This is a genomic window from Hyphobacterium sp. CCMP332 (assembly GCF_014323565.1).
Taxonomy (GTDB): Bacteria; Pseudomonadota; Alphaproteobacteria; order Caulobacterales; family Maricaulaceae; genus Hyphobacterium.
Genome location: NZ_CP058669.1, coordinates 2,325,719 through 2,342,618 on the forward strand (window position 1 = coordinate 2,325,719; position 16,900 = coordinate 2,342,618).

Here is a 16,900-nt window from a genome sequence, read left to right on the forward strand (position 1 = left end):
GTTCAGCCGCCAATGCGGGCATTGTATTCTTTTTCCGTGACGACACCGACGACGCCATCGCGGGTCATCACCAGAGCGGCATCACCCTTTGCCAGGATGTGTGGCATTTCCTCGATACGGGCCTCGGCATAGAGAATACCGCCAATCGACAGGCGTTGACCGTCGCGCGTGGCAATGGCGGTGAATGAGTCACCCTCCTGCAGCGGCAGATAATCCAGATCGCCTTCGGTCATCATGCGCTGGATATCGTCGCCGGAGGCCTCGGACGAGGCGGTCAGGGACGAGCGACGGGCGACGAGGTCCTGCACCGGGCCCAGCAATTCGTGCCCGGTAAAGAAGCCCTTGTCTTCCATCCACTTGTCGGACAGGTATTTCGAAATGTACCGGGTCCCGCTGTCGCAGAGCGTGACCACAATGGTCTTGCCCGGCCCCATTTCCCTGGCGACCTTGACCGCCGCTGCCACGATGGAGCCCGATGATCCGCCGCAGAACAGGCCCTCTTCGCGCACCAGCGCGCGGCCCATATGGAAGCTTTCCCAATCGTCGATCTGGACCATGTCGTCGACAACGGAGAAATCCATCGCCCGGCACTCAATGTCTTCACCAATGCCTTCAACCGAATAGACATAAGCGGCCGGCAGGCGGCCCGTCTTGAACAGGTTGTAATGAACCGAGCCGAGCGGATCGACGCCGATAATTTTTACATCTGGCGCGTATTCCTTCATGTAGCGGCCGACACCCGAGACGGTTCCGCCCGTCCCCGTGCCACCCATGAAGACGTCAAACTTGCCGCCATCTGTCTGCTCGAAAATCTCGCGGCCGGTATTGTGGTAGTGTCCGTCTATATTCCAGGGCGCATGATATTGGTCGACATAAAAGGCGCCCTCCGTCTCTTCCGCGATCCGCTTGGCCGTATTCACATAATGCTCCGGGCTGTCACCGGGTACATCCGTGGGCGTGATCACGACGGTCGCGCCATAAGCGCGCATCATGTCGATCTTTTCCTGGCTCATCTTGTCCGGCAGGGTGAAAACGCACTTATAGCCCTTGACCGCCGCGGCCATCGCCAGGGACTGGCCGGTATTCCCGGACGTATTCTCGACAATCGTGCCGCCGGGCTTCAACAGGCCGGCCTTTTCCGCCTGCTCGATAATATAGGGCCCCATGCGGTCCTTGATGGAGCCGGTGGGATTGAGGAATTCACACTTGGCCAGAATCGTCGCCGAACCTTCGGGCACAACCTTGTTCAGCTTGACGAGCGGCGTATTGCCGATTGCGGAAATAATGTCTGGAAAGTGGGTCATCGGGCAACTCGCTTCTGACGGTCTGGAATCGTGTCCCCTCCTATTGTTCCCGGCGCTGAAAGTCCATCGTCTGGCCGACAATCGTGCGCGCAACAAACCGTGAGCGGAGGCGAACTGGAAATCACGCCTTGATGCAGAAAGAGACTTGGCATTGACTGCAATCAGGCCCGTCAGAGGCATTGAGGGAGACACCCATGTCGGAAGAACGCTCAGGCTCCGCGCCCGAAATCGTCCCGGTTCCGGATCACTACGAACCCCACAGCCAGACCAGCGCAAGGCAATACGCGGAACGCTATCGCCGCTCGATCGAGGAGCCGGACGCTTTCTGGATGGAAGAATTGCGGCGACTCGACTGGGTCAAAACCCCCACCGAGATATCCGACGTCAATTGGGATCCGGAAAAACTGTCGATCAAATGGTTCGCGGATGGCGTTCTGAATGTCTCGTATAATTGCATCGACCGGCATCTGGAAAAGCGCGGCAATGACGTCGCCATTATCTGGGAAGGCGATAACCCAGCCTACCACAATTCGGCGACGTACCGGCAATTGCACAATCATGTCTGCCGCATGGCCAACGAGCTCAAGGCGATGGGCGTGCAGCGCGGTGACCGCGTGACGCTCTACATGCCGATGATCCCCGAAGCCGTTTATGCGATGTTGGCCTGTACACGGATCGGCGCCGTCCATTCGGTCGTCTTTGGCGGCTTCTCGCCGGATGCTCTGGCGGGGCGTATTACCGATTGCCAATCGGAATTTGTGATCACGGCCGATGAGGGCGTGCGCGGTTCCAAACCCATTCCACTTAAGAAAAATGTCGACCGTGCGATCGAGATTGCCGGAGGCGTCAGGGCGGTTCTCTGTGTCCGGCATACGGGTGCGCCCGTTGGCTGGGTCGAGGGCCGCGATCATTGGCACCATGAATTGGCGCTGAAGGTGGATGCTGATTGCCCGCCCGAACCCATGGAGGCGGAGGATCCGCTCTTTATCCTTTACACGTCAGGCTCTACAGGAAAACCGAAGGGCGTCATGCACACAACGGGCGGCTACCTGCTCTGGGCGGCGCTGACTTTTGACACCGTGTTCGAGGTCAAGCGCGGCGAGGTCTTCTGGTGCACGGCCGATATCGGCTGGGTCACCGGCCATACCTATCTGACCTATGGCCCACTGGTGAATGGTGTCACCACCCTGATGTTCGAGGGCATTCCGACATGGCCGGCCGCGGACCGCTTCTGGGAGGTGTGCGACAAGCATCAGGTCAATGTGCTCTATACCGCGCCGACGGCCCTGCGGGCCCTGATGCGCGAAGGCGATGCCCTCGTGGAAAAGCATGATCTGTCCAGCCTGCGCCTTCTGGGATCCGTCGGAGAACCGATCAATCCGGAAGCCTGGGCCTGGTATCACCGTGTGGTGGGCAAGGGAAACTGCCCGATTGTCGATACCTGGTGGCAGACCGAGACTGGCGGCGTCATGATCTCCGCCCTGCCCGGCGCCCATGATCTCAAGCCCGGTGCCGCCTCCATGCCAATGTATGGCATTGAGCCGGCTCTGGTCGATGCGGAGGGTAATTTCATCGAGGGAGAGGGCGATATCACCGGAAACCTGGTGATCAAGGGAAGCTGGCCTGGCCAGATGCGGACCGTCTATGGCGACCATGAGCGGTTTGCCGAGACCTATTTCGCCACTTATCGCGGGCTCTATTTCACCGGCGACGGGGCCCGGCGCGACGCGGACGGCTATTGGTGGATCACCGGCCGGGTCGATGACGTCGTCAACGTGTCCGGCCATCGGCTGGGGACAGCGGAAATCGAAAGTGCGCTCGTTTCGCACCCCAATGTCGCGGAGGCTGCTGTGGTCGGCTATCCGCACGACATCAAGGGACAGGGCGTCTATTGTTATGTGACGCTGAATGCGGGCCTGGAGCCAACCAGCGACACGGCGATTGAACTGAAAGCCCATGTACGCGAACAGATCGGGCCGGTTGCAACACCGGACATTATCCAGTTTTCACCCTCCCTTCCCAAGACCCGGTCCGGGAAGATCATGCGGCGGATACTGCGCAAGATTGCCGAAAATGATTTCGGCGCGCTGGGGGACACATCGACTCTGGCCGAACCGGGTGTGGTTGACGAGCTGATAGCGAACCGGCCCAGAAGCTGAACGGAACAACCCCAGCTTTTGTGTGTGCGCCCGGGCCGCGGGCGTAGCCTCTGGTTATTTCGGGCAGAGTTGCGAAATAAACGGGAAATTCGAACGAGGATTTCCCATGCGCCGTCTTCCCTATGGCATTGGTCTGTTCATGCTGTCGCCGCTCTTTATCTGGGCGGGACTCTGGCTGGCCTTTCCCGGACCCAAACCGGGTATTACCGATGCCCCTTTCATCGCTTCCCTCATCGGGATTTCTATCCCGCTGGCCTTTTACCACTACATTGCCGGACTGGCCTTCATCGCCAACTCCATCGAGGGCGGCGCGGGAGAGGTTCGGCCGCGCTGGGCCCCCGCACGTTGGCTCCAGAAAGCAATGATCCCGCTCACGGCCATTTCCAGCCTTGCGGCCATTATCTGGTTGGTTCAGCTGGACATCAGCCCGATTTACGTCGCCGTGCTGGCCCTTTCCGGTGCCTTGCTGACATTCGGCCTGATCAAGGCTGAGGGCGGACAAGGGCCGTTCAACATCCATTTGACGCTCGCTTCCGCGGTCAGGGGTTCGGTGCGAATCCTTCAGAGCATTCTGATGAATCTGCCACTGATCGGCGCACTAATGCGCGAAATCAGCCGTAATCCCCAACGCGCCGCCCCCTACTTGGTCGCAAATGTCGTGCTCGGCGCGATTTTGTATATCTGGCTGTTTGGGTTTGTGGCGCTGGTCATTCCGGCCATGCTGCTGGTGCCGGTGGCCTTTTATCTGATGATGACGCTCGCTGCAGACTGATTGCCGCGGCGCTTCAAAGAGGGGTTCCAAGTCAAGGCGGGCTGTATAGGTTGGCGACCATGTCCCGACCCCTGCCCGACTTTGACACCCTGCTGGACGACATCGCTGCCGAGGCGAGAAAATCAATCGGCCGCGGCAAGGTGGCCGATTATATTCCGGCTCTGGCGCGCATTTCGCCGGACAAGTTCGGTATGGCGATTTGCGGTGTGGACGGGTCGGAATATGTCACCGGCGATGCCGATGAACGCTTTTCTATCCAGAGCATTTCCAAGGTTTTCACTCTTATTCTGGCGCTGCAGACTATTGGATCGAACGCACTCTGGAGACGTGTCGGCCGCGAGCCGTCCGGCACCGCCTTCAATTCGCTGGTTCAGCTCGAATCCGAACAGGGACTGCCTCGCAACCCCTTCATCAATGCTGGTGCAATCGTAGTTACGGATGCCATAACGGCGCATTCGGTCAGCCCCGTATTGCAATTATTGTCACTGGTACGGCGCTTCTCCGGCAAGGAGCAGATCTATATCGACGATGTTGTGGCGCGGTCCGAGGCCGAACACGGCCACCGCAATGCCGCGATCGCTCATCTTCTGAAAAGCCAGGGCAATCTGAAAGCACGGGTCGAAGACGTCCTGGTGACCTATTACCGGCAATGCGCCATTGCCATGACCTGCCGCGATCTGGCGCGGGCCTTTGTGCCGCTCGCCAATGGTGGAAAGCAGTGGGAGAGCGGAGAAAAGCTGATGACTCCGCTCCGGGTCAAACGCATAAACTCACTGCTCCTGACGTGTGGACTTTATGATGGCGTCGGCAATTTTGCCTTCCGCGTTGGCATTCCGGCCAAGAGCGGTGTCGGCGGCGGAATTGTTGCCATCATACCCGGAAAATTCTCGATCTGCGTCTGGTCGCCCGAGCTTGACGAGCTGGGCAATTCTCTGGCGGGCACGCGGGCTCTTGAGCTCTTTGCCCGCAAGACAAAGCTCTCAATTTTCTGACACGACAATCAGAACCGGCCCATGCCCGTCCCGCCGCTACGCCTTCATGGCGTCTTCCACGTCCTCGTGAGTCGCCTCGACTGACTTCTTCGGGGCGGGCGTGACAAGGCTCACAACGATGATCGCCAGGAAACAGAAGATGAAGCCCGGAACGATGGAATAGAGCCAGCTTCCAAGGGGTACCAGACCGCCATCAACCGGCAGCAATGGCACATAGGTCCAGATCAGGACTGTGGCGGCACCGGTAATCATGCCGGCCAGAGCGCCCCAGCGCGTCATCCGTTTCCAGAACAGCGACAGGATCACGATTGGTCCGAAAGCCGATCCGAACCCGGCCCAGGCGTTGGAGACCAGAGTCAGCACATTGCTGTCCGGATTCCAGGCCAGCGCGATGGCCACCAGAGCCACGATGACCACGGCGATCCGCCCGATCATGACCAGCTCTTTCTGGCTGGCGCTCTTGCGCAGGAAGATTTTGTAGAAATCCTCGGTCAGAGAGCTGGAAGAGACCAGCAATTGCGAGGAAATCGTGCTCATGATGGCCGCCAGAATGGCGGCGAGCAGGAAGCCGGCAATATACGGATTGAACAGGATCTGCGAGAGGACAATGAAGATCGTTTCACCGTCAAATGCGCCATCAACCAGATAGCCGTCGGGCGTGCCGTTCTGAAGGATGTAGGCAAGGCCGATCAGCCCTGTCGACAAGGCACCGACAATCGTGACCAGCATCCAGCTCATGCCGATATTCCGGGCCGCCGGAATATCCTTGACCGAACGGATGGCCATGAAGCGGACAATGATGTGAGGCTGGCCAAAATAGCCCAGCCCCCAGCTCATGGCCGAGATGATGCCGACAAGCCCGACACCGCCGAGCAGATTCATCGACCAGTTTTCGGCCAGTCCGAGCTCGGCGATATTCGCAGCGGTCAGCCCGTTCAGCGTGTCGCTCAGGCCGGAAACGCCGCCAATGCCCGTCAGGGCAACAAGCGGGACCATGACGAGCGCGACAAACATGATGCAGCCCTGCACAAAATCGGTCATCGACACCGCCATGAATCCGCCGAGCAGCGTATAAAGCACCACTACGCCTGCGGTGATAAACAGACCCAGCTCATAAGGCAGGCCAAAGGCGGAATCGAACAGCTTTCCGCCCGCGACAACGCCCGACGACGTATAGAGCGTGAAAAACAGGACAATCACGATGGAGGAGATCACCCGCAGCAGGCGGGTATTGTCCTCGAAACGCTTCTCGAAATAGTCGGGAATGGTAATCGCGTCATGCGCGGTCTCCGTATATACGCGCAGGCGCGGGGCCACGATCAGATAATTGGCCAGTGCGCCGATCAGAAGTCCGATGGCGATCCAGGATGCCGAAAGCCCTGAAACGAACATGGCGCCGGGCAGGCCCAGCAGCATCCAGCCCGACATGTCGGAGGCTCCGGCGGAAAGGGACGTCACGGCCGGCCCGAGCTTGCGTCCGCCGAGAAGATAGCCCGAGGAATCGCTGGTAGACTCCCTGAAGCCATAAATGCCTATGCCGATCATGATGATAAAATAGGCAGCAAGCGATACGCCGGTACCGAATTCCATGTCGTCCATCCAGTTTTGCTTGTCTGCTGACGGAATTTCGCCGCGGGGTGTTGGGCGAGACCGGGCATGACGCTTTCAGGTCAGGCCGGATTGCAGACATCAGGAAATGTGCCGCTCGTGTGGAACATCTGGGGCGTGGAACGTCAAGGCAAGGACTGAGTCCGGTCGGGTTTCGTCATCGCCCGGAAAAACAGGAATCGCCCGTCGCCGCGCGGAAGCGGGGCGGATACAGCGTCCGGCTCCTGATCTCCCGACGATCAGGGATTTTGCGCGGCGGCTTTCAACAGGGTGTTGATGTCATCTTTCAGAACCATGCGGCGTTTGCGCATCTCCGTCAGATGTTCATCCGAGGTCGGCTCGACATTGGTTTCGGCCCGGTGGATTTCACGATTCAGCGTGTGATAGGCATCCGCCAGTTTTTGAAAGTGGGCGTCGCTTTCTTTCAACAGGTGCAGCTGTTCGGCATATTCCGGAAAATCCGCTGCGAGTTCATGGGGGGTATGGCTCATCAAATGCGTCCTCTGGTTCGCGAAACCGGTCCCGTTTTGGATATGGCCGCAGGGTCAATGCGATCTCGATTCAATCCTCAGTATAGACACCCGGTGGCCGTCCAGACTACTGAATTATCCATTCAGGAATTGCAGAGATGTGGGTGTCCACCGCTGCGGGAAAACAGAATTTTCGCCATACCGTACCGGCACTGGCCCGGCCGCCATTCAGGCAGGACCCTGTCGGGCATCCCGGAGGGCGCCGCGCCAAGCCGCCCCGTGCTGCTGCCAGACGCCTCCCGCTTTTCGGGAGACCGCGCAGGACAGGCAGCCTGACGAACCCCCTTTCCAGTCCGGCGGACGGGATGCCATAAACTGATCTCATGACGACACCGCACAAACCTGCGCCCGGCAACGCCCAGCGGGCCTATGACGATTGGCTTGCCGGGAATCATGAGGCTTCGCTTCGCGCATTGGCCGGCGCGGCCCGGGCCGGTGACCTCGCCAGTGCCAGCTTGCTCCTCACCTTGTCAAACCAGCCCGAAGCTCCGCCACGTGCCTGCGAGGCCGCACGCGACGCTCTGGAAGCGGCGCCCGGCGGACCGGTCATCCATCGGCATCTCGCCTATCTCAAGGCGTCCGGCTATGGCGGTCCGGTTGATGCTGCGGCGGCCCTGCGGTTACGGCTCGCAGACGCGCAGAAGGGCGACACTCAGGCCCTGACCGAGCTGGCGCTTCTGTCTATCTGGGCTGGTGAAACCGGCATCGGGGAAAAGGCGCTCATAAAGGCGGCGTCCGGCGGGCAGGCTCATGCCATTGCCGCCCTTCTGCGGATCGGTTCAGACAGGGGCCATTTGCGGGCCATCGCCCGCGAACAGGCCGCGGGCCTGGCCCGTAGTGGCCACCCGCTTGGCGCCAGCCTGGCGTCGGCCACCGCCGGTCTGGAAGTCCGCGAAAGTCCGGACGCTGATACCATTTCCGGAATGGACAGGTCCGTAACCGGCTCAATCGAGCGCTGGTTTGCAGAGGCTGATCCGGCCATGCAGACGCTGAGCGACGATCCGCCGGTTGCCTATGTCGCGGGTTTCCTGCCGCATGTCATCTGCGACTATCTGGTCGCCAATGCGGTGCCACATTTGCAGCCCGCAAAGATATTCGATCCCTACACCGGTCAAAACCGGGCAGACCCTTATCGGACATCGCTGACCGCCAGCCTTCCCGACGGTATTTTTGATATCGTTCTCTGGGCAATCAAGGATCGCATGGCGCGCCTGGCAGGTGTGGACCCGGCCCGGGGAGAAGCCCTCAGTGTTCTGGCCTATCGTGCCGGAGACCAATACCGGGCACATTTCGATTTCCTGACGGATGACAACGGACCTGCTTCGGCGGATCTTGCCCGCCGTGGCCAGCGTATCGCGACGACGCTGGTTCGGCTCAATGACGGCTTTGAAGGCGGTGCGACCGTTTTTCCACGGCTCGGCATAAGCTGGAAAGGCGCATCCGGCGAAGCCCTGACCTTCCGCAATGTCAGATCCGATGGCAAAGGCGATGAGCGGAGCCTTCATGCTGGCGAGGAAGTCACCTCAGGCATGAAATTGATGGCCAGTCTGTGGCTGCGCGAGCGCCAGTAATCAGCCAGCGCGGAGCGAGGCCCTGTCTCCGCTCGAACGCCGGATGATGATATTCTCTATGGCGAAAGACGGGGATGGTGCCGCATGGGTGACTCGAACACCCGACCTACGCATTACGAATTATGGATTAGTTGCCCTGAACGAGTTCGAAAGAACGCGAATAACAACGAAACCCCCAATGCACTCAGTGAGTTGCACTATGAACGGCTGCGAAGTCGTTAGAAGCCTTTTTAATCCCGCGCCCTACTAATGCGCTACTAATCGTCCGGTGGCCCCATGGCGGGGTTATGGGCGACCCTGCCAAAAACCGGTGCCGGAAATTTCCCTAAAATTGAGCTCTGAACCCTAGCGTCCCACTCTCCACTCATGATCGCCATTGGCGATGAGCAGCGTAGCGGCTTCATTTTCGTTTGCGGACAGATCGATCCCGCGCTCGTGGAGCAGGCCCTCGACGTTTCTCAGAGACAGCGGAAAGCGGACATACATCATCACCGCCAGGCGAATGACCTCAGGCGACGTTTTGAAATAGCGAAATGGGTTTCTCATCCGGCGAAAATATCGCCTGACCGGCTAACAGGGCGTTTCTTCTGACGCTGCCAAACCGGCTCTTGGTCATCCGACGCAATTATCGGCTAACCGGCTAACCGGCTAACACCGAGTTTCCTCTGACAGAGCCCCTGTAGAATACCAACAATCTGAAAACCGACCACATCACACCGGTTGCTGAGCCAGCGATCAAAGTAATGACCAAATCTGGCGCATACAGGTTGAGAGTTGCAAGCGAAACGCCAAAGAGCTGCGGTATGAGGAAGATGAAGCACCACGCCATTGCAAGTGTCGCAAGCAGGGGAAACCAAAGGCTGAACATCCCGGTCAATCCTGATTTCGCACGCAAACCCCGCCGCAAAATCCAAGCCCCGATCATGCCGCCCAGAAATATAAACGGCAGAATCACGAGCAACGCAAAAAGGGCCTTTTGTTGCAGGCGATTGCCGCCGCTTTCATAGAGCTGACCGAGACCAAGCGTAGCGATGCCTGTCAGCAGTTCCTGGTTTTCACCAAACCCAATCCCGCTTCCCGCATTGATTAAAACAACAACGCCCCTTTGTTCGGACAATGAAAGAGCGGCGATTGTCTCAACGCCCGGGCTGACACCGGTGTGGAAGGCGGCGTAGCCCTCTACATCGATGGACCAACCAAACCCGTAGAAAGGCGAAATTGGGCTGGCCGGTTGAAGCATCATGGCCTTGTTATCGGCGCTGATGATGTCGTCTTCGCCATTCATCATGAGCGCGAGATATCGGGCGACATCATTGGCGCTTGCGATAATGCCACCGGCGGGTGCGCCGCCCCGAGCGAAGCTGCGCCCCTCCAGGGAGCGCTTTGTGCCGAACCAGGGAAGGTGGCCGATTGCCATAAAGTCGTATGTGCCACCATCAGAGACAAAGCTGTCATCCATGCCGGCCGGTTCAAGAATTTCTGTTTCGATATAATTTGTAAAACCCCGGCCGCTGATCTCTTCGATAAGGGCACCCAGAATCAAATAGTTCGCGTTCGAGTATTGCCATTGGCTATCGGCGGCGTGCGCCGGGACCGTGTGAGCCAGTTCGCGAACATTGTCGGAAAGTCCACGATTCTCATCGTTTTGTTGCGCTTGGAATAAATTGCCTTGCAGGGTCGAGTATCCGCTTGTGTGGCTGAGCAGCTGGCGGATCGTGACCGTTCCGCCAGCCTGCCCCTGGAAGACGTCAAGATATTCAGAGATGGCAGTATCGAGCTCGATACTGCCCGCTTCCATGAGTTGGACCACAGCCAGCGCCGTGAAGCTTTTAGAAATCGAGCCGAGCTGGAAAGGGGTTTCGGGCGTCACGAGTTGACCGCTCCCGGACAAAACCTCACCGCGCGCTCCGGCGCAAACCACGCCATTGTCGATCACAGCATAGGCGAGCCCGGGCGCTCCCGAGACGGGCATGGCTTGATCAATAAAATCGTCAATTATTTCGGAGCAATGCCCTTCCTGCGCATAGGCGCTGGCAGACATGCATAGCAAAATCAACAAAACTGGAAGACGCCACATCTGAATGTCTTTCTTAGTAGACGAAGGCCTGACAAGGTCCGGTCCTGCGCTCTAAGCCATGTTCCATGGACAACACCGTCACGTGAGGCTAGAGAGTCGAGAATTCGGTCGCAATCGATTTTCCTCTGACATCACCAACGCTGCGATTTGGGGGCTCCCAGTTTCGCATCAGCCTTTCTTCAAACCGCAGCGACGCGGCGGCGTCTCCGCCAGCGACGCCATACCAAGCTTGCGGCAATTGCGATGGTGATGAGGCCGATAAGCACAATGCCCGCTAGAATCGTCAGGATCATGTCTCCGGCGTCGCCGGCAAAACTCAACACATCCAGTCGGTGGCTCTGCCAGAACACCCACTCGCCGGCGATGCGGGTGGCAAGGAAACGGTTGCCGGTTTCCAGTATCACAATACCGTCGCCGGTGGCCGGGTTGTACCGAACAGCCGAATTAATCGCCGGATCATTGCTGCCATCGTGTCCTGCAATGAAATCGCCATGACCATTTGGTGCGTAGAGGATATTGCCTAATCCCCAGATTTGCAGCCCAAAATCTGACGCATGTGGCTCGCGCATCGAGCCAATGGTTTGGGGTTGCAGAATGCGGGCCCGGGCGGTGTTGCCCGTGCCGTTTTCAAGATTTGACTGGAGAAAACGCACCATATCGGCCGTCGAACTGTTGAGCGCAGTCGGTGCCAGCCCGGCAAAGCGGTAGCGGACTGCTTCACTGCCATCGACATCATAGAGGGTGGCCCGATTGCCATTATCGCTGACAGCATCAAGATAAGTCGAGTTCTCCATACCAAGAGGCTGGAAGACGGTCCGCTGCATGTAGGATTCGAAGTCCTCGCCCATCACGTCTTCGATCAGAAGCTGCAGCAAGGAATACCCACCGCCGGAGTATTCGAACTGCTCGCCGGGTTCGAGGCCGACGCGGACCCGGCCATCCGCTCCAGGAGAGGCGTCAGAAGCCCGCGTCAGAGATTCCGTCAGCGGCTGAATCTCGTGCCCCGGCGCAAACCCGCCATAACCCAGACCATCGGTCAGGCCGGCCGTGTGACTGAGAAGCCGGCGGATGGTTACGCCATCATTGTCGAACTCGCCGCCAGGCAATTGCCAGCTTTGAAGATAAGTCGAAACCGGCGCGTCTAGGTCCAGCCTTCCATCCTCGACCAGCGCCATAATGCCGACCGCTGAAATCCATTTGCTCAGCGAAGCGACCTGAAAACCGGTGTCGCGGTCAACGGGCGCGCCAATAGAGACATAATGTTCGCCCACGACTTCGCCATTTTCCAGCAGGGCAAATCCAAGATTACCACGATGATCGGCGTCGATCATCTCGATGGCGGCCTGCAGGAAACCATTCACATCGTCAGGCTCTGCGAGGGCGGTGCGGGTCCAGCCATTCATGGTTCCGGTGAAAACGAGACCTGCCCAGGCCGCCATTGCGACGAGAGCGGACACGGCAATCAGAAGGTAGCTACGCATAGACATCATCCTTGAAGCCCCCCAAGCATACCTGCGATCGGGGGCCTGTCATTAAAGCCCCCAAAATGGCGGCAACTCTTGTTCGGGGCCGGACGGGCTTCTCGCCTGACGCCAGCCGGATTGTGCGCCTCGAATGCGCGCAACGCCTTGCCAAGGATAGGGAAAAATGACGAACTGCTCGCATGGATGACGAACCGCTCATTGTGAGACACTTCCATGCGAAGCTGATTGAAGTTTGCATCTGCGTGCTTGTGACGATCGGGGTTCTCACCCTCACCGGACAACCCGTTATATCGCGCGCCCTTGACGCCGCGAGCATCGTTGAATTCCGCACGACGGCGCCGGCCGATCCAAATTCATCCTGGACAGAGGCTGAAACGCTCGATCTTTCAGACCTGCCACGTCCGCGAACAGACGCCTGGTTGCGATGGTCACCAACCCTGGAGCTTCCGACCGATCGTCCCTTGGCGATCCAGATGGCCGGCCCTTTTTCTGCAGATGTCTATTTCAATGGCGAGCTGATCGGTTCGAAAGGTGTGCCGGCGCCCTCGCCGCAGGACGAGCAGGCCGGGGAGATTGACAGCCTGTTTGCCATTCCTGCCGGACTGATCAGAGATGAGCGCAATTGGGTCATGCTCCACTATTCGAGCCATCACGCCGGGTATCAGCCCGCAATTGTTGTGCATTCACTGGTCATTCTACCCTATCGCGACGATGCGCGCCGCCCCCTGCGCTATTATGCGCCCATCATACTGGTCGCGGGCGCATTGGCCGGCCTGATCTTGCTGGCCGCCTATCAATCGCGAGCCCGAGGATACGCGACAGGCTATTGGCTTATCATGGCATTGACCGGATTGCTGATTGCCGGAGGCGCGGAGGTATCGCGGGCACTCATCAATTACTCCTATGACTGGCATCAACCGCGACAGGCGGCCCAGCTTGCAGGGTTTCTGGTCTTTGGTGCCGGCATGTTGCGCTATTGTCTGCTGCGATGGCCTGCCCCGGCGCCGTTTCTGCGCCTTGTTTTCTGGGGCACCATCCTTCTAGCGGTCATTTCAGTGATGGCGTCCAGCGGATACGATGCCCGCTCTTCCATTGCCATTGGCATTCTGGCCGGAATCGCCGGAATCTGGGCGGCCTGGACAGGCCTTCGCACGAACCGCGCCGCCCTTTTACTGGCGCCCCCGCTCGTCGCCATCACGATCTACAGCCAGATGGCCCCGGGGGATTTGCTCGATCGGGGGGCGTATTTGCTGGTGACCATCCTGTTTGGTCACGCCATGTTGCGACACGATTTTGTGCTGATCCCCGTGCCGGTAGAGACCGCTACGTCCAAAACCCTCGCCGTGACGGAAACCGGGCGGACGCGCTTCCTGCCAATCGGCAAAATCCTGTTCCTGAAAGCGGCAGGCAATTACACCGAAATTCACTCGGTTGATGAAACGGTCGTCCTGGACGGGCGTGGCCTCGGCCTGGTCTTGGCTCAATTGCCCGATACCTTTCAGCGTGTGCATCGGTCGTGGGCGGTTAAACTGGAAGCGATAGAAGCGCTCCATACTCAAGAAGGTAGCCGTTACACGTTAGTCCTTACCGGAGGCAGACAAATTCCGGTTGGCCGACAACATGTCGGCGCATTGCGCGCAAAGCTGTAAATTGTACGTACGAAATTCGATCTACCGGATCTCATATGGAAAATTATGCGCCTTAGCCGGTCGGGGGAGATAGCAGGATGTGGACACGTACCATCACCGCGAGACGGATGACCTCAGGTGATGTCTTGAAGTAGCGAAATGGGTTCTTGCTCATCCGCCAAAATTATCGACCAACCCGCTAACACCGAGTTTCCTCTGACAAAGCCCGCCGAGCCGCCTGGGACGGCCCATCCAGAATTTCGCTCAGACACAGTCGTCGACCGGGTCGTCATGGGTGATCGCACAGACCATCAAAGCAGCCCGTTCAGCCCCATAAGCAGCAACCAGCATCTCCTGGAAGGTCGCCCACTTGTCAGCGCTGTCTTCTATGGCAGCCACGACGGCGCGTTCGAAATTGTCACTGATGGCACCGCGCGCTGTCGTTCCTTCTCCAATACGCGGATCGATGGTTCCGGTGTCTTTGTTAAGATCAAGATGACGCAGCCGGTGGGTTCCTGCGGCTTCATCCCCGTAAAGACAGCCCGTGTCCTCGCCGGCGAAGGATGCCATGTCGAAACAGCCGGAAACCAGACCAGCAGGGAAGGCCGGGTTGGCGGCCCGCAAATCCAGCCACGGTGCCCGGCCAGAATTGCCGAGACCGGGCGGATTCTCGATTCCGCCGGGACGCGCCGGGTCGGGCTGGTCGACCCAATTTGAGTGTGAATAAAAGTCCTGACTGGCATGCAGGATGCGCCCCAGGTGGGCCAGCACATTACATTTCGCGCGGCCATGCTCCTGACCTGCATAGACGCAGGAAATATAGGTCGGAATCTGGCTCGATCGTATGTCCCCGTCATCGTCCAACAGGTCTGCGGCATCAACAACGGCGTGGCGAATGTTCTCGAGCATGTAATCGCGGCATTCGCTCAACGAATCTTCGGCCTCGGACCGGCTGCGCGGATAGTCCGGGATGTCGAAATAGTCCCCAGCGCTGCAATGCGCGTACGAGGTGAGCATACCTCGGCCCCGATCCGGCGCGCCAACGGCACCGAAATCACCCCGGCTACCGGCCAGCGAATCCAAAGTGTCGGACTGGAAACAGGCAGCGGGCGGCGATGCGGCCTCACATGCCAGTGCGTGACGCGTTATGCGCCCGTGCTCGGAATTCTGACCACCACTGTTAATGGTCCCGAATCCGGTCGAAATTAATATGGCACCCGCCACAGATAGTAATTTAAGAGCAGACATTTGTTGTTGGAAAATCATGGCACCCCCTGAACTTGAGGAGCGTAACGAAAAAGTATCCGTGAGGAAAACTATTTAAAATGCTATTTTCGAATTTAGGCTCAGCGACCTGAATGAATAGCCATATATTCGTAAACGGCTTCTTCCCTAATTTCGAGGCAAGGAGGCTGGTACCAGGAATTTATTCAAAATTGGACACGGATCATTAGCGTAGCGCGCCCACATGTCTGTTTGCCTCATCTACGATGAGCGTCAGGTTCACACGATAGAGATAGATCAATAAGAGCGGCCTTCCCGGCCACGCGTCGAAGTCGCAACGCAGAACGTGATTTTATGATAGAGTGCGTCCCAGCATGGGAGACACAAAAATGAGAATTTCGTTTTATATAGCGACTGCCGGTCTGGCAGTCGCTTTCGTTGCTTTTTCCGGTTCAGTCGATGCACAGCGACAGGACGCGCGTTCTGTCCAGAATGAGATGCTGCCTCTCTGCCGTGATGCGGAAGCAGGCGAACGCTGCCGTACGCGCAATGGCACCGTCCGGGTCCGCCGTGGTCAACGAGCGGGTTCCGGCAATGAGCCAGGGCTCACTAACAATCTAGGCGGTGGAGATCCCGGCTGGGAGGTGCGCGGTGAAGGCGACACCGAGCCTCGCGGAGAGGCTCCGGGCCAAGTACGCCAGCCAGATGTCCAGAATTTCGGCGGTGCCGATGTCGGCTTCATTACCGGACGTGGCGGGAACGCCCCCGAGCCTGAAGCGATGGACTGCGAATTGTGCGACGACGACGAGGACACGCCGCAAGGCCCGATAGACAATACACCGCGGCCCGACACACGCGCCCCGCAGGGCCCGGACGGCGGCGAGGACGATGATTGCGAGTGGCACAATCCTGCCGGTGGTCCGGATCAGGAATTTTGTGACGAGTAGTTTTTACAGATCACGTCTTTTAAACTAGCGGTCTCTGTGAATGTGGGCACTAAGGGTAGAAGATCGGCACTGACCTGCGCCCCTTAGCTCCCTCGTTTATTTCGAGAATCTGTTATTAAGGAGACAGACGATAGGCAAAGAAATCCAGCGTCCGCGACCAGGCGAGCGAGGCAGCGTCAGAGTCGTATCGCGGCGTGGAATCATTATGAAAACCGTGATTGGCGCCTTCATAGACAAAGGCATCATAGACGGCATTACTCGTATCGAGCACCGCTTTATAGTCAGGCCATCCGGCGTTGACACGTTCATCCAGTCCAGCCAGATGAATCTGGAGAGGAACCTCGAGCTGTTCAGCTTCACTCGCCGTTGGCCAGCCGCCGTAGAAGGGCACGGCGCCTGATAGCCAAGGCTGGCGGACAGCCATCAGATTGGCGACGGCCCCACCGAAACAAAAGCCAACACAGGCCACTTTCCCGGAGCAGGCGTCGTGCGTGCGCAAGAAATCTGCAGCAGCCTGAAAGTCCTGAACCATCGACTCGCGTTCGCGCTGAGCCTGCAGAGCTCGCCCGGGAGCTGTCAGACCAACGCGAACCGGTCTCCGAAA

At 58.5% G+C, this 16,900-nt stretch carries 13 protein-coding genes and 2 pseudogenes; 6 read left to right on the plus strand and 9 right to left on the minus strand.

What is annotated here, in order from left to right; translation table 11 throughout:
* Positions 1 to 2: 2 nt before the first annotated feature.
* Positions 3 to 1,304, minus strand: coding sequence for a PLP-dependent cysteine synthase family protein (locus HXX25_RS11705; protein ID WP_187166086.1), 1,302 nt, complete (start codon positions 1,302 to 1,304; stop codon positions 3 to 5).
* A 194-nt stretch (positions 1,305 to 1,498) separates the two neighbouring features.
* Here HXX25_RS11705 and acs point away from each other — a divergent pair, with 194 nt between their 5' ends.
* The 3 genes from acs (at position 1,499) to HXX25_RS11720 (ending at position 5,227) form a co-directional block, all read left to right on the plus strand.
* The gene (gene acs / locus HXX25_RS11710) at positions 1,499 to 3,463 is read left to right on the plus strand and encodes an acetate--CoA ligase (protein WP_187166087.1); all 1,965 of its coding nucleotides are present in this window, start codon (positions 1,499 to 1,501) and stop codon (positions 3,461 to 3,463) included.
* 106 nt (positions 3,464 to 3,569) lie between these two features.
* Positions 3,570 to 4,235 (plus strand): hypothetical protein, encoded by a 666-nt coding sequence (locus HXX25_RS11715; RefSeq protein ID WP_187166088.1) that lies wholly within the window; start codon positions 3,570 to 3,572, stop codon positions 4,233 to 4,235.
* Between the two features lie 59 nt (positions 4,236 to 4,294).
* Positions 4,295 to 5,227, plus strand: coding sequence for a glutaminase (locus HXX25_RS11720; RefSeq protein ID WP_187166089.1), 933 nt, complete (start codon positions 4,295 to 4,297; stop codon positions 5,225 to 5,227).
* Positions 5,228 to 5,263: 36 nt separating this feature from the next.
* On the opposite strand, the gene putP is transcribed toward HXX25_RS11720, so the two are convergent.
* Both putP and HXX25_RS11730 read right to left on the minus strand, forming a co-directional pair.
* Complete coding sequence (gene putP / locus HXX25_RS11725; RefSeq protein ID WP_187166090.1) at positions 5,264 to 6,817, minus strand: sodium/proline symporter PutP; 1,554 nt, start codon at positions 6,815 to 6,817, stop codon at positions 5,264 to 5,266.
* A gap of 257 nt (positions 6,818 to 7,074) precedes the next feature.
* Positions 7,075 to 7,326, minus strand: a complete 252-nt coding sequence (locus HXX25_RS11730; protein WP_187166091.1) for a YdcH family protein — start codon at positions 7,324 to 7,326, stop codon at positions 7,075 to 7,077.
* Positions 7,327 to 7,688: 362 nt separating this feature from the next.
* Here HXX25_RS11730 and HXX25_RS11735 point away from each other — a divergent pair, with 362 nt between their 5' ends.
* Entirely contained in the window at positions 7,689 to 8,936 is a 1,248-nt protein-coding gene (locus HXX25_RS11735) for a 2OG-Fe(II) oxygenase (protein WP_187166092.1), read from the plus strand.
* Between the two features lie 414 nt (positions 8,937 to 9,350).
* Here HXX25_RS11735 and HXX25_RS11740 read toward each other — a convergent pair.
* The 3 genes and pseudogenes from HXX25_RS11740 to HXX25_RS11750 all read right to left on the minus strand — a co-directional run.
* A pseudogene (locus HXX25_RS11740) lies at positions 9,351 to 9,482 on the minus strand (IS6 family transposase); the annotation flags it as partial.
* Between the two features lie 94 nt (positions 9,483 to 9,576).
* Entirely contained in the window at positions 9,577 to 11,013 is a 1,437-nt protein-coding gene (locus HXX25_RS11745; RefSeq protein WP_233346688.1) for a serine hydrolase, read from the minus strand.
* Between the two features lie 179 nt (positions 11,014 to 11,192).
* Positions 11,193 to 12,494 (minus strand): serine hydrolase, encoded by a 1,302-nt coding sequence (locus HXX25_RS11750; RefSeq protein ID WP_187166093.1) that lies wholly within the window; start codon positions 12,492 to 12,494, stop codon positions 11,193 to 11,195.
* A gap of 182 nt (positions 12,495 to 12,676) precedes the next feature.
* Here HXX25_RS11750 and HXX25_RS11755 point away from each other — a divergent pair, with 182 nt between their 5' ends.
* On the plus strand, positions 12,677 to 14,146 hold the full coding sequence (locus HXX25_RS11755) for a LytTR family DNA-binding domain-containing protein (RefSeq protein ID WP_187166094.1): 1,470 nt from the start codon (positions 12,677 to 12,679) through the stop codon (positions 14,144 to 14,146).
* 67 nt (positions 14,147 to 14,213) lie between these two features.
* On the opposite strand, the pseudogene HXX25_RS14445 reads toward HXX25_RS11755, so the two are convergent.
* Positions 14,214 to 14,300, minus strand: a pseudogene (locus HXX25_RS14445) (IS6 family transposase); the annotation flags it as partial.
* 89 nt (positions 14,301 to 14,389) lie between these two features.
* A complete protein-coding gene (locus tag HXX25_RS11760; protein WP_187166095.1) occupies positions 14,390 to 15,373 on the minus strand; it encodes a CinY protein in 984 nt (327 codons plus the stop codon).
* 365 nt (positions 15,374 to 15,738) lie between these two features.
* Here HXX25_RS11760 and HXX25_RS11765 point away from each other — a divergent pair, with 365 nt between their 5' ends.
* Complete coding sequence (locus HXX25_RS11765) at positions 15,739 to 16,296, plus strand: hypothetical protein (protein WP_187166096.1); 558 nt, start codon at positions 15,739 to 15,741, stop codon at positions 16,294 to 16,296.
* A 115-nt stretch (positions 16,297 to 16,411) separates the two neighbouring features.
* Here the strand turns inward: HXX25_RS11765 and HXX25_RS11770 are convergent, their stop codons facing one another.
* Positions 16,412 to 16,876: a dienelactone hydrolase family protein gene (locus tag HXX25_RS11770; protein WP_370543770.1), complete on the minus strand. Its 465-nt coding sequence runs from the start codon at positions 16,874 to 16,876 to the stop codon at positions 16,412 to 16,414.
* Between the last annotated feature and the right edge of the window lie 24 nt (positions 16,877 to 16,900).

Bases quoted from the DNA above. Each gene is read 5' to 3' on its own strand.
- HXX25_RS11760 (WP_187166095.1), bottom strand. From the start codon at position 15,373: ATGTCTGCTCTTAAATTACTATCTGTGGCGGGTGCCATATTAATTTCG.
- HXX25_RS11715 (WP_187166088.1), top strand. From the start codon at position 3,570: ATGCGCCGTCTTCCCTATGGCATTGGTCTGTTCATGCTGTCGCCGCTC.
- HXX25_RS11720 (WP_187166089.1), top strand. From the start codon at position 4,295: ATGTCCCGACCCCTGCCCGACTTTGACACCCTGCTGGACGACATCGCT.
- HXX25_RS11705 (WP_187166086.1), bottom strand. From the start codon at position 1,304: ATGACCCACTTTCCAGACATTATTTCCGCAATCGGCAATACGCCGCTC.
- acs (WP_187166087.1), top strand. From the start codon at position 1,499: ATGTCGGAAGAACGCTCAGGCTCCGCGCCCGAAATCGTCCCGGTTCCG.
- HXX25_RS11735 (WP_187166092.1), top strand. From the start codon at position 7,689: ATGACGACACCGCACAAACCTGCGCCCGGCAACGCCCAGCGGGCCTAT.
- HXX25_RS11750 (WP_187166093.1), bottom strand. From the start codon at position 12,494: ATGCGTAGCTACCTTCTGATTGCCGTGTCCGCTCTCGTCGCAATGGCG.
- HXX25_RS11755 (WP_187166094.1), top strand. From the start codon at position 12,677: ATGGATGACGAACCGCTCATTGTGAGACACTTCCATGCGAAGCTGATT.
- HXX25_RS11730 (WP_187166091.1), bottom strand. From the start codon at position 7,326: ATGAGCCATACCCCCCATGAACTCGCAGCGGATTTTCCGGAATATGCC.
- putP (WP_187166090.1), bottom strand. From the start codon at position 6,817: ATGGAATTCGGTACCGGCGTATCGCTTGCTGCCTATTTTATCATCATG.
- HXX25_RS11765 (WP_187166096.1), top strand. From the start codon at position 15,739: ATGAGAATTTCGTTTTATATAGCGACTGCCGGTCTGGCAGTCGCTTTC.
- HXX25_RS11745 (WP_233346688.1), bottom strand. From the start codon at position 11,013: ATGTGGCGTCTTCCAGTTTTGTTGATTTTGCTATGCATGTCTGCCAGC.